The organism is Sphingobacterium sp. 2149 (genome assembly GCF_031455655.1).
GTDB lineage: Bacteria > Bacteroidota > Bacteroidia > Sphingobacteriales > Sphingobacteriaceae > Sphingobacterium.
The window spans coordinates 518,977-531,902 of sequence record NZ_JAVDTD010000002.1 but is presented as its reverse complement, the minus strand read 5'-3'; the positions used below and the strand labels follow the sequence as shown (position 1 = coordinate 531,902).

Annotated in this window: 10 protein-coding genes; 9 read left to right on the top strand and 1 reads right to left on the bottom strand. The window is 39.9% G+C overall.

Annotated elements, in window-relative coordinates; genetic code table 11:
* The 6 genes from J2X77_RS04590 to J2X77_RS04565 form a co-directional block, all read left to right on the top strand.
* The coding region (locus J2X77_RS04590) for a hypothetical protein (protein ID WP_310079325.1) at positions 1-214 on the top strand (214 nt) is incomplete at its 5' end.
* A gap of 806 nt (positions 215-1,020) precedes the next feature.
* Positions 1,021-2,205: a Pycsar system effector family protein gene (locus tag J2X77_RS04585; RefSeq protein ID WP_293880353.1), complete on the top strand. Its 1,185-nt coding sequence runs from the start codon at positions 1,021-1,023 to the stop codon at positions 2,203-2,205.
* Positions 2,206-2,367: 162 nt separating this feature from the next.
* Positions 2,368-4,419 (top strand): polyphosphate kinase 1, encoded by a 2,052-nt coding sequence (gene ppk1 / locus J2X77_RS04580; RefSeq protein ID WP_310079323.1) that lies wholly within the window; start codon positions 2,368-2,370, stop codon positions 4,417-4,419.
* A gap of 90 nt (positions 4,420-4,509) precedes the next feature.
* Positions 4,510-5,403, top strand: a complete 894-nt coding sequence (locus tag J2X77_RS04575) for a hypothetical protein (RefSeq protein ID WP_209576852.1) — start codon at positions 4,510-4,512, stop codon at positions 5,401-5,403.
* A 2-nt stretch (positions 5,404-5,405) separates the two neighbouring features.
* Complete coding sequence (locus J2X77_RS04570) at positions 5,406-8,006, top strand: BamA/TamA family outer membrane protein (RefSeq protein WP_209576854.1); 2,601 nt, start codon at positions 5,406-5,408, stop codon at positions 8,004-8,006.
* Positions 8,007-8,355: 349 nt separating this feature from the next.
* Positions 8,356-8,967 (top strand): trimeric intracellular cation channel family protein, encoded by a 612-nt coding sequence (locus J2X77_RS04565; protein ID WP_293880346.1) that lies wholly within the window; start codon positions 8,356-8,358, stop codon positions 8,965-8,967.
* Positions 8,968-9,132: 165 nt separating this feature from the next.
* Here J2X77_RS04565 and def read toward each other — a convergent pair whose 3' ends face one another.
* Entirely contained in the window at positions 9,133-9,714 is a 582-nt protein-coding gene (gene def / locus J2X77_RS04560) for a peptide deformylase (protein WP_209576856.1), read from the bottom strand.
* 265 nt (positions 9,715-9,979) lie between these two features.
* Between def and J2X77_RS04555 the strand changes: the two genes are divergently transcribed.
* The 3 genes from J2X77_RS04555 to miaA all read left to right on the top strand — a co-directional run bounded on the left by J2X77_RS04555 (position 9,980) and on the right by miaA (position 12,893).
* Positions 9,980-10,759 carry a hypothetical protein gene (locus J2X77_RS04555; protein ID WP_209576858.1) on the top strand — a complete coding sequence of 260 codons (780 nt, stop codon included), beginning with the start codon at positions 9,980-9,982 and terminating at the stop codon, positions 10,757-10,759.
* Between the two features lie 65 nt (positions 10,760-10,824).
* Positions 10,825-11,997: a Gfo/Idh/MocA family protein gene (locus tag J2X77_RS04550; protein WP_209576860.1), complete on the top strand. Its 1,173-nt coding sequence runs from the start codon at positions 10,825-10,827 to the stop codon at positions 11,995-11,997.
* Positions 11,994-12,893 carry a tRNA (adenosine(37)-N6)-dimethylallyltransferase MiaA gene (miaA, locus tag J2X77_RS04545; protein WP_209576862.1) on the top strand — a complete coding sequence of 300 codons (900 nt, stop codon included), beginning with the start codon at positions 11,994-11,996 and terminating at the stop codon, positions 12,891-12,893. Before J2X77_RS04550 ends, miaA begins: the two co-directional genes overlap by 4 nt.
* The last annotated feature ends 33 nt before the right edge of the window (positions 12,894-12,926 follow it).

The window sequence follows — 12,926 nt, the reverse complement described above, 5'->3', positions numbered from 1 at the left end:
AACCGTTCCTCCCTTGCGGAGTGGTGCAAAGATAGGAAGTTTAGGAACAAACTTCCAAGCCTTTTGTTCTTATTTATTTCATTTTGGACATAACTGCCTGGAAAGATGGGAGATTCTTTTTCGAAAGGGCCCTCCCGGAGCGGAACTGCAGGGACAGATGGCCGGTGAAAGGTTCTGCGGGCAGGGAGGCGGGCGGCCGGCAGCTGCGCTATGACGGAATGGCCAGAGAAGTCGAAGTATGTGAAAGGCACGCCGCCGGGGCTCATGACCGGTATCTTGCCCAGGTTGTATGTAGCGGGCAGCGGCGAGCTGGACGTAAACGGGCCGCCGGCAAGGTCCTATAGGGCGGCCGGCAGCTGAATACAAAAACCCTCTAGATTGAACTGGCACACTGAGCGGTCTTAGGATATGGCGATTTATATACCGGGACGGACCGGAATCTTCACTAAGTTCGCTTTAAACCTGGCGCAAATGCAAACTTTCGGTTTTTACAAAGCAGGATATTGACCCGGGCAAATTGCCTTACGCTCACCGCGGACTACAGCGAGATATCTTTCACAGACTGTATGCCGCAGGCAGCGCCGAGCTGAAAGTAAACTGACCAGAGACATGGTCGTATCGGGCGGCCAATGGAGGGCATTTAAAGTTACATCATATCATAGGTTAGTTTAGGTTTAGTATAGATTATACCTATACTAAACCTAACTTAAGGCTAAGCTATAGGTAAACAAAAACTAAATTAAGGGATAAAAAGAGTAAAATTGATACATTATTAGCATGAAACATCGTATTCACTTCATCTTTATGTAGGCAAAACCCCATCAAGCAAATGTATTATATGGAAATATTAGTGGATTAGCCATCTGGTTATACCAATAATGTATTTATTATAACGCAGAGAATTAATCGCTATTGTAATAGCTCTTTTTTCTGTAAATTTGATGTAGGCTAGTACATAAAAAGAAGGCCTTATTTTTAAGAAATTAAATACTTTTATTCGAAATAAAATCATATTGATCCATGATAGATTATGCTCAGCTTTTAAAACAGGTAGAAGAATATGCTGAAAATTATATTACAGAAAATATTTCAATCTGCCACTGCTTCCATAATACGATACACACGCGTTCCGTCGTAAGTTCGGCGGAGGAAATTTTATTGTATTATCAATTGGGAGAGGAGGATCACTTTATTGTTATTAGCGCGGCCTACTTTCATGATCTTGGGTACGTTCACTCCGACAATGCGATTGGCCATGAAAAAAGAAGTGTCGAAATTGCTTTGGAATTTCTGAGAGAAAAAGGCATACCACAGGGCATACAGGAAAAAATTAAAGGTTGTATTTTAGCAACTCGAATGCCTCAGGATCCAACAAACCTGCTCGAGCAAATTCTCTGCGATGCTGACTTATTTCATTTTGGAAGTGATGATTTTGTTACTAGAAATAAACTTATGAAAGCAGAAGCGGAAGCGGTGTTAGGAAAAGAGATTGACAAAGATGTATGGCGAGCCGGTACGATCAAACTCCTAATGAGCCATCATTACCATACTGAATATGCACAACAAAAGCTTAATGCCAAAAAGGAGATGAATTTAAAGGAACTGGAAAAAAAACAAGAGAAATCCATCAAGAAAAGCAAAGAAAATAAAAAAGAAGACAAGAAAGAAAAAGAGAAAAGTAGCAAGCCTGAACGCGGAATAGAGACCATGTTCCGGATTACTTCTTCAAACAATCAGCGATTAAGTGATATGGCAGACAATAAGGCTAATATTTTATTAACCGTCAATTCTATTATCCTTTCCGTCGTCATTGCTGTTTTATTTCGAAAACTAGATGCGAACGAACACCTTATTATCCCAACAATTATCTTAACAACTGCCGTGGTAGCCACCATGGTCATGGCTATACTCTCTACAATTCCTAAAATTCCATCCGGTAAATTTTCAAAAGACGAAATCGAACAAAAATCAGTCAATCTGCTCTTTTTTGGTAATTTCTACAAAATGAAACTCGATGACTACAACGAGGGTATGCAAAAGGTAATGGTCGATTCTGAGTTTCTATATGGCATGCTCACGAAGGATGTTTATTCACAAGGGGTGGTATTAGGAAGGAAATACAAACTTCTACGATACGCATATGGAGTTTTTATGTTTGGACTTGTAATATCAGTCGTTTCTTTTATCGGAGCAACCCTATTTTAATCCCCTATAAATACCATCTAAATACTTCATAATCAAAATGTATGTACTTCCTTTTATTTTATCCAAAAAAGTTCGATGAATTCAATCATTAGCTTACAATAGGCGGACATCAAAGTATCGATGCTTTCACAAATAGACTGCCATAACAAAAAACATATACGGATGATGAAGAAAGATCTTTATATCAACAGAGACATTAGCTGGTTGTCGTTTAACGATAGGGTCCTTGGCCAAGCCGGTCGTCAAGAAGTCCCGCTATTGGAAAAACTGCAGTTTCTTGCTATTTTTTCATCCAATCTGGATGAATTTTATCGGGTTAGAATGCCTGTATTGATGGCTGGAAAAAAAATAATGAAACAAAACCCGCAACAGCTTATCCCCAACATAGACATCGCTACATATAAAAAAGCGTCAAAATTCATCCACAAACAACAGGAAAAATTCGGGTTCTTACTCACTGATATTATTCAAGAATTAGCGAAAGAAAGTATATTTTTCATTTACAACCAAGCTATCCCAGCAGAAATAAAGGGGCTAACTGCACACTATTTTTTTAATACAGTTGCTTCCTATCTGCAAATTATCTCCATAGATGATACGTCATTTTTTCCAGACAACAATCAGCTGTACTTCGCCTTTAAGGATGAAAATACAGGAGCGGTATCATTCCTAAACATCCCATCAAACTATATCGGTCGATTTTTCACCTGCGAGACCAATAGCGGCAAATATGTCGTCCTTATAGATGATATTATCAAAGCATTTCTCCCCATGGCTATACGAAATTTATCATTAAGTTTCTATTCCTTTAAAATCACAAGAGATGCCGAGTTAAATCTTCAAGACGAATTTGAGGGAGATATTGCACAGAAAATCGAAGCGGAAGTCAACAAACGTGACCTTGGCTATGCGACGCGATTTCTCTATCAACCTAATCTACCAGAGCCGCTAATTGAAAGACTGGCAACCTTATTCGACCTACGGAAAAGTAGCATTGTTGAAGGCGGAAACTACCACAACTTGAAAGATCTCTTCTCATTCCCGATTAAAATAGAGAACCTTTCGTATCCAAAACAACTACAAATCAATACTGATAAAAATTTCGAAGAATCTATCTTTGATCAAATTGACCGGGAAGATCTGTTGGTCTGTACTCCCTATGAATCCTTCGATCCTATATTACGCTTTTTTAATGAGGCCGCATTAGATCCATCCGTAGAAGAGATTTATACGACTTTATACCGCATAGCAGGCGATTCTCATATTGCACAAGCATTGGCTACCGCTGCGAAAAATGGAAAACAGGTCAATGTATTTGTAGAATTAAAAGCGCGCTTTGATGAAGCTAATAATATACATTGGGCTCGGCTGATGAAAGAGAGCGGCGTAAAAATCACCTACAGTATCCCAAACTTAAAAGTTCACGCCAAAATAGCACTGGTCAAACGTCAGGCAGGTCGACAAAGTGCTTTACTGGGTACGGGAAATCTAAATGAAAAAACGGCTAAGGTCTATACAGACTACTTCCTTATTACTTCTAATAAGCTGCTGACCGACGAATTAAATTTGCTATTTAAGTTTCTTCCAGCCCGAAGGAAACCCCACAACCCAAATGAACTATCATTTGAACATCTACTAGTAGCACAGTTCAACCTCAAGCTTACGTTTTTAGAGCTGATTGACCGAGCCATCCATGCAGCTCAAGATGGAGCTCCAGTAACGATAAAAATTAAATTAAACAATCTGGAAGAAGAATCGTTAATCAACAAATTGTATGAAGCGAGCCAGGCAGGGGTGAGGCTAGAGTTGTTGATCAGGGGGATCTGCAGACTAAAACCGCAGGTACCGGGACTAAGTGAAAACATCACCGTGAAAAGGATTGTAGGAAGATATTTAGAACACGGAAGAATATTTATTTTTCAATATCAGACCCAAACGCTCGTTTATCTCGGCTCATCAGACTGGATGAACCGCAACATTTACCGGCGTATAGAAACTTGCTTTCCGCTGCTGAATCCGACATTGGCACATCAAATACAGGAGATGTTCGATATCCAGTTTTCGGACGACACCGAAGCTACATTACTGAATGACAAGGGGCAAAACCAAGCGATAGAAACGCAGCATAAAAATGTTTCGCAACAGCAAATCCTTGATTATTTAAAAGCTAAATGGAACAGTATACCTATTCAATTAAGTAATTCAACAACATAATTAACTTGAAAGTACGACACTAAAAACATGGCATCTAAGCTCGTTCTGAAACGCCCCGACCACATCAATTGAAAATATAATAATAGAAATATGAAAAACCCCACCCTACATATAACTGCTATCTTAAGTCTAGTCTCGGCTATTTTACTTGCCTGCAACCCCAATAATACAACCAAAGAAAACAGCAATAAGCTAGCTCATATTCAAGCTGAAAAATCACAAAGCATTCCCTACACATTATCTTCGGGCAGCAAGATGAGTTTACCTAACGAATTACTGGAAATATCCGGGATCACCTTTCTTCCGGGGCAGGATGATGATATTTATGCCATTCAGGATGAACAGGGCTTTCTGTACAAGTTTAACCAACCCACACAAAAAGTCACCTTCAGCCCTTTTGGGAAAGATGGCGACTATGAAGATATCTCGATAAGCAATACACATTTCTTTATTTTAAAGAGCAACGGCAGCATCTATTCTTTTCCCATTGCAGAAAAGGATAATATAAAAAACGTTGTCGAACAGAAGAATTTACTTCCAAAAGGAGAATATGAAGGGCTTTTTGTTGATCGCGAAAGTAACCAGGCATATGTATTATGTAAAGAATGCAAGGTCGATAGAAAGCAGTCACAAACCTCTGGATATATCTTTTCAATTGACGAAAACAGTCAATTCCATCCGAAAGGAGAATTTTCTATTCAGCTTGATGAACTTCGTGCTTTTGATACTAAAATCAAAAAGACTTTTAAACCATCAGCCCTAACAAAAAAAGCAGATAGCAAGGAGTGGTACATCTTATCTTCTGTAGACAAAGCTCTTGTTGTGACGGATGAGAATTTTCATGTAAAATCGCTCTCTCCATTAGATCCGAAGATCTTTCCTCAACCCGAAGGTATTAACTTTGATTCAAAACTCAATCTTTATATCAGCAGCGAAGCCGGCAATCAGGATAAAGGGATCATTTATAAATTTGAAAAACAATAGGCATGCAAAAGGTCGTACCATTCTTTCTTATTTTTCTTGCTAGTCATGCTTATTCACAGCAAAAGCATACAGGGTTGCATACGATTCAGGGCACACCCTTTGCTCAAACCATTATTAAGGACAGTATAAGTGTCATAGCAAACGCAAAATATGGTGAAGCCAGTAAATTTAAAAAGTTCTTCCTCGGCGAAAACTACCGCAAAGAATGGGCTACGGAAACCACTCTGCCGCTGCTTCAACTTTCCACATTATATGGTGGTCTGCGTCCTGTTAAACAAGGCGGTGGAATGCAATCGGTTTCTTTAAGACTAACAGATTCTATGGGAAGGGAATGGGCGCTGCGATCGGTCAATAAAAGGACTGAATCCCTTATACCAGAAGAATTGCATGGTACCTTTGTGCAGGATGTATTGGATGATGCCACCAGTGCTCAGCATCCCTATTCCGCGCTGATGATACCCGCCTTGGCCAATGCCGTAAACGTCGCACACGCTCATCCAATCATTGGCGTTGTAGCACAAGATAGCCTATTAGGCGAATATGCTCCACTTTTTGAACATACAGTAGCTCTACTGGAGGAGCGTGAACCGCTCGGAGATTCAGACAATAGTCCTAAAACTGTGCGAAAGTTGCAGGAAGATAATGACGACAATTTTAAAGCCAAAGCGTACCTACGCGCAAGGATGTTGGATGTACTGGTCAGTGATTGGGACCGACATGAGGATCAATGGCGATGGTACGATGAGAATCAGGATAGCACAGATCAGGATAAAGACTATATTCCTATTCCCCGCGATCGCGACCAGGCACTGCGTGTTACGCAAGGTTTCCTGATGAAAGACATCTATCAGCAATTCGTCAATCCGGTCATGCAGGGATTCACCACGGGCATCCCCGACATTCGCTATTCTCTTTTCAAATCGCGCTTCTTAAATGCTCATCCGAGCAATCAGCTCTCCCACAGGGAATGGGCCAAAGAGGTTAAGCAATTTGTAACTCGCCTCACAGATTCCGTGTTATGGCAATCCGTACACAGCCTCCCGCAGTCGTCCATTACTATTCGTGGAGAACAAATCTTCAAAACACTTCAGAGCCGCCGTGATGCACTGCCAACTGCGATGGAAGAGTATTACAATTTTATCAATAACATTGTCGATATTCACCTCAGCGACAAAAACGAAAAGGTAGAAATATGCAGCACTGGAAGTAAAAACTTAAAAGTCAAAGTTTCGAAGATCAACAAAGTAGGCAAAGTCACCAAAACTTTGATGGACAAAACCTACAAAAATACCCTGACAAAAGAGATTCGCCTCTATTTAGGTGACGGAAAAGATTCTGTTTTAATCGATAATGCACAATCTCCCATCAAACTAAGAATTATAGGCGATAGCACACCAAAGACTTATGTTATCAATCAAAGCAAATCAAGGATACAGCTTTACGAAAACACTAAAAATTCCGTTATGCTCGGTGAAAAGAACAAAATAAAGCTTCATTATGCTCAAGATAGCATCAACACGCAATTTGTTCCGGTAAACCTGTACAACACCTGGCTTCCCTTGGTTACTGCCGGCTATAATGCAGACGACGGTATTTCCCTCGGACTCGGAGCAGCTTACACACATCAGCGTGGCTTTAGAAAAAGCCCCTTTACCTATAGACAACAGCTCACCGTAGCAACCGCCTTTCGGACTGGAGCATATAAAATTCACTATAGAGGCGAATGGACTGCTGCTGCCGGCGATGCTGATATTGTTATCGATGCCTTAGCGAAAGCTCCCGACAACACACAGAATTTCTTCGGTGTAGGAAATAACTCACCATTTTTAGAGGAACAGTATGGTGCAAAATATTACCGAAGCAGATTTAATATCTTCAATATCAATCCACAGTTAAGATGGAAACCTTCATCCACGTTAAACGTTGCCATAGGTCCACATATCCAATTTTATCATTTAGATCCTAATGAGAATGAAGATCGATTTATTTTAAATCCTCAGGCTTTACATTCTTACGATAGCTTGTCGATTACCAAAGACAAAGCTTTTGCAGGTATCAATGCTTTTTTAACACAAGACTCACGTAATCGAAAGATTAATCCAAGTAAAGGAATGTATATTAAAGCCGATTTGAATTCTTATTTTGGACTCAATCAGTATTCAAAAAATTCGGCGCAGTTAAATGCTGCGATAACTGGATATTTTAGTGTACTCAATGAAGGCATTATATTCGCTAACAGAACGGGCGGGGGAGCAGTTGTCGGAAATCCTACATTCTATCAATATTTATTTCTAGGCGGTCACGAAAACCTTCGAGGGTTTCGCCAATATCGATTTGCAGGACAGCAAATGCTTTATAATAATTTAGAGGCACGTCTTAAAATAAAGGATGTCAGGAGCTATGTTCTACCCGGTGAATTTGGACTCATGGGCATGTACGATATTGGTAAGGTATGGGCAAAAGGCTACAATAGTGGTAAGTTTCATCAAGGTGTGGGCGGGGGCGTATATTACATCGTCGCAGATGCACTTCCCTTACATTTTGTGATGACAAGATCGGATGAAGGCTGGTACCCTTATTTCAGTACAGGTTTCCGCTTCTAAAATTTTAAATCCATCATTCCGCTCTTTCCATTGTAACGAACCAAAAAAACAGCATATCAATAGCATTTTTTTTTGGAAATGTATTGATCAGAGGAAATTCTGGAAGATCTTAATGTTATGTATACATGCCATCCATGATACGGACATCATTGCGCGGATCATCGAACACTTAAGATTGGAGGATGTACAAGGCCCTGCTAGCCTAAAAGCAATTTGCTTTAGGTGAATTTAAACTATCAGGATTTCTCTTAAATTTGTCCAGGGAAGGGAAGTTTTTCCAATTGGCAATGCCTTTATACAATGCGGCGCCAACTGGAGATTATAATGAAAATTACTTAAAAGGATTACCATGATTACAGATGCCAACTATTTTTATCTAAGCGATTTGCTTGGCACTTTATTTTTTGCAATATCAGGTACCCTTTCAGCAAAACGTAAGGATATTGATATTTTTGGAGCGGCCTTTTTAGGTTTTGTTACCGCCATTGGCGGGGGATCAATGCGGGACATTTTTTTAAATCTGCGCCCAGTCTGGGTAAATGACAGCAATTATCTCATCGCTATTTTCATCGGAATTTTAATTGCCATTATCTTCAATAGACAATTGTATGGTTATTATCGTACATTGACACTTTTTGATGCCATCGGAATTAGCTTTTTTACCATCTTAGGGGTGCAAAAGTCACTGAATTATGAAAGTAATACCTATGCTGCCATTATCTTTGGAATGTTTACCGCCGTATGTGGAGGTATGACACGCGATGTCCTGTTGAATGAAACACCGCTCATCTTTAAGAAAGAAGTATATGCTACTGCCTGTTTAGGTGGTGGTCTCATGTATATTTTATTGGTGCACCTTGATCTCGATGTTTCGTGGGCAGCCTTTATCGGAGCTGCAGTTGTATTTTTTATACGAATGACTGCCGTTAAATATCGTTTATACTTACCTCGCCTGGATTGAGTGGAATCCCTTACACCGATTAAATTCACTGTCAGAGGTTTTGATGGACTATTTATTAGGTTTCAACAGTAAATTGTAAAGAGGACTGGAACGATCGAACCTTGTGCTTCGAAACTCCAATCGCTAAACAAGGAGAAGAGATAAAAGAAAAAGCGTTAGTACAGACTAACGCTTTTTCTTTTGCTGTGGGAATCGCATTTTATAACCAACGCGGATATTTCCTTTCGAAATGGCATCCAGCCGACTTTTCAACATCGTTTTTTTCAACGTACTCAATTTATCGGTAAACAACTTTCCTTCAATATGATCATATTCGTGCTGAACCACGCGGGCAGCTAAACCAGTGAGATCCATTTCGTGTTCCTCGAAGTTTTCATCCAGGTAATTAATGCGGATATTCCGATGACGTAATACATCCTCGTTAATATCTGGGATACTTAAGCATCCTTCTCCGAAGGCCCATTTTTCACCAGACTCTTCTACCATGATCGGGTTGATAAAAACCTTTTTGAACGATTGGAGCATTTCTTTGTTTTCTTCGTCATCTTCTGCAAAAGGAGTTGCATCGATAACGAACATACGTATAGGCAAGCCTACCTGCGGTGCCGCCAAGCCAACACCATGCGCCGCATACATGGTATCGAACATATCATCAATCAATTTCTTTAAATTAGGATAGTCTTCATCTATTTCTTCAGCGACCTTTCTTAATACAGGATCGCCATACGCCACTATCGGAAGTTTCATATGTAAATAATTATTTATATAAGTGCAGATACTCCTAATCGTAGGAGTACACGACACGTCGTTTGTTCTTAAAGGTCATTTCGTACCTATTGAAATTTTGCACAATTAAATTTTGATTCATATTCGACTAATTTCTGAACCTGATTCGCTCTGCTTTTAAACCAAAGATACGCTATAGCACCATTATACGCTCGCTTACAAAGGTACGGATAATTATTAAAATCGAATATTTCGTGAAGACTTCCACAAAAGTTACTTTTGTTTTATGGATCCATCGTTTATACAGCTGTCAACACAGTTTAAGCTTAGACTTGAGCAAGCGCTTGAAGTCTCATTACAACTCTTTGAAGTTGATGGATTTATACAAATATCCTCCCTTGAATTAACAACAACCATATTGTTATACCCTAACAATAAACCTATTAGGAGCCAAACTTCCGAAACTTGTATTCATATTGATGAAGACCTATTAACAACCAAGTTTGAACTCATCGTCAAGCGTATTGTTTCGCGAACTAAAAACAACAAATCTATCTTCGCACGCAAGACTGTGGTGGCACGGATCGATAAAAAGACAAGCTTACAGTTCCTCGTGGAACATCATTTACAGGGTGCTCTGCCAGGTAAATATCGTTATGGACTCTTTGAGAAGGGCGAGCTTGTTGCTGTCGCTATATTCTCTGGGGGGCGCCGCATGATGGACAAGGAGGATGACTATCGTTCTTTCGAGCTGATACGCTTTTGTAACAAAGCGGGATTCAATGTAATCGGGGGGTTAAGCAAATTGATCAAAGCTTTCTGCAAAGATTTTTCACCTGGAGATATTATGACCTTCACCGATCGCGATTGGAGCCAGCACTCCTCTTTAGAAAAAATCGGCTTTGTTGTGAAAGAAGTAACAGCTCCGATCAACTTTTGGGTAGCAGACACAAAAAGACATGTTTATCGTAATAAAGAAGAGTTAAATGCATTAATTAAACAATATCCGCATGGCCTTCCAAAGGAAAATATGGGTAGCATCAAGATGATTTTATACCTAAAATAAGCTAAATTGTGTATATTGTACACTGTAAGGGTTTGAAAAATAAATAATAAAAAAATAATAACGTTATGAAGAGAAAACTTCGCATGGGTATGGTTGGAGGCGGTAATGATGCCTTTATCGGAGCTGTACACCGTATTGCCGCTTTTATGGATGGCAAGATTGAGTTAGTTTGTGGTGCTTTTAGTATCGATCCACAAATTTCAAAACAATCTGGAGAAGACCTATTTGTAGCACCTGAGCGTGTCTATTTAAGCTATGAAGAGATGATCGAGAAAGAATCTTTGCTTCCTGAAGGAGAGCGCATGGATTTTGTAACGATCGTAACACCTAACTTTCTGCATTTCGCTCCAGCTAAATTAGCCATGGAAAAAGGCTTTGATGTCGTGGTTGAAAAACCAATGACTGTATCTGTTGAAGAGGCAAAAGAATTACAAGAAACTGTAGAGCGTACAGGCCGCACACTGTGTCTTACACATACTTATTCTGGCTATCCTATGGTTAAACAAGCAAAAGCGATGGTCAAGGAAGGTCACTTCGGAAAGATCAGAAAAATTGTTGTTGAGTACCCTCAAGGTTGGTTAAGCCGGTTAACAGAACGCGAAGGCAATGCTGGGGCCGCCTGGCGTGCAGATCCAAAACGTTCTGGTAAATCTTTGGTTATGGGTGATATCGGTACACATGCTGCACATTTAGCAGAATATGTATCTGGTTTAAAAATCGAAGAATTATGTGCAGACCTAACAACATTCGTTGAAGGCCGTCTATTGGATGACGATGGTTCGGTACTTTTACGTTTTGAAAATGGAGCAAAAGGTGTATTAATGGCCTCCCAAATTTCAGCAGGTGAAGAAAATGCTGTTCGCATCCGTATCTATGGTGAAAAAGGTGGATTGGAATGGGCTAACGAGGATCCTAACAATTTAATCATTAAAATGCTTGATCAACCGCGTCAGCTTTATCGTACAGGAAATGCTTATGCTGCTCCCTATACCTTAAGCTCATTTGCAACACACAACACCCGTGTCCCGGCTGGTCACCCAGAAGGTTTATTGGAATCATTTGCGAATATCTATCGTAATTTTGCTGCAACTGTGACTGCAATACGTGAAGGAAAAACTCCTACTGCAGAACAACAAGATTTTCCAACAGTATATGATGGCGTAAGAGGTATGGCTTTTATCGATACTGTCGTAAAAAATAACGAAGGAACAGAAAAATGGACTAAATTTGTTCTGTGATAGACAGATTAAATCCTATACTTTCTCTTTTGGAGCAGCAGGCTGTTTCAAAGGAGAAAGTTATCGTTATTTTAGGCCCAACTGCCTCCGGTAAAACCAAATTGGCAGTACAACTGGCCCAGCATATCGGCGCTGAAATCATCAGCGCAGACTCCCGCCAGATTTATCGGAGAATGGATATCGGCACGGGAAAAGACCTATCCGAATATCAAAACATTCCCTACCATCTTATTGATATTCTCGAACCGGGAGAACGCTATCATCTCGGAAACTTTATCGAGGACTTTCACCATGCACAACAATCTATTTTAGAAAAAGGAAATCATACTATTCTTTGTGGTGGTACAGGCCTATATATTCAAAGTGTTATCCAACAAAACCCATACGCTTTGATCCCATCGATAGCAGGCCTAAAGGAGTCATTGTTTGAGTACTCAGAAGCTGAATTGCTAAAACGTCTCCAGGAATATATACTACCGGCAGATTTCAAAATCGATTTTTCGACTAAAAAGCGAATCATCCGAGCGATAGAAATATTGTCTTTTTTAAAGATGAATCCAAATCATCTCGCTCAGCAACGGATGGTTGACAGTATAGTGATCGGATTAAATCCGCCAGTGGAATCCAGACGTTCGCACATTAGCCAAAGGTTAAAACAACGTTTAAAAGAAGGTTTTTTAGAAGAAGTTGGAAAACTCCTGAGTGAAGGTATCACGCACGAGCAGCTTCAATATTATGGACTGGAATATAAATATGGCTCACTCCACCTTCTTGGACAGCTCGATTATCCAGCTTTCGTTACTAAATTAGAAACTGAAATACACCGCTACGCTAAACGGCAAATGACTTATTTCCGAAAAATGGAAAAGGACGGTATATTTATCCACTGGGTTTAAACAATAAACGGAATAAAAACAAAAAAGGGCTAG

Bases quoted from the DNA above. Each gene is read 5' to 3' on its own strand.
- J2X77_RS04585 (WP_293880353.1), top strand. From the start codon at position 1,021: ATGATAGATTATGCTCAGCTTTTAAAACAGGTAGAAGAATATGCTGAA.
- ppk1 (WP_310079323.1), top strand. From the start codon at position 2,368: ATGATGAAGAAAGATCTTTATATCAACAGAGACATTAGCTGGTTGTCG.
- J2X77_RS04575 (WP_209576852.1), top strand. From the start codon at position 4,510: ATGAAAAACCCCACCCTACATATAACTGCTATCTTAAGTCTAGTCTCG.
- J2X77_RS04570 (WP_209576854.1), top strand. From the start codon at position 5,406: ATGCAAAAGGTCGTACCATTCTTTCTTATTTTTCTTGCTAGTCATGCT.
- J2X77_RS04565 (WP_293880346.1), top strand. From the start codon at position 8,356: ATGATTACAGATGCCAACTATTTTTATCTAAGCGATTTGCTTGGCACT.
- def (WP_209576856.1), bottom strand. From the start codon at position 9,714: ATGAAACTTCCGATAGTGGCGTATGGCGATCCTGTATTAAGAAAGGTC.
- J2X77_RS04555 (WP_209576858.1), top strand. From the start codon at position 9,980: ATGGATCCATCGTTTATACAGCTGTCAACACAGTTTAAGCTTAGACTT.
- J2X77_RS04550 (WP_209576860.1), top strand. From the start codon at position 10,825: ATGAAGAGAAAACTTCGCATGGGTATGGTTGGAGGCGGTAATGATGCC.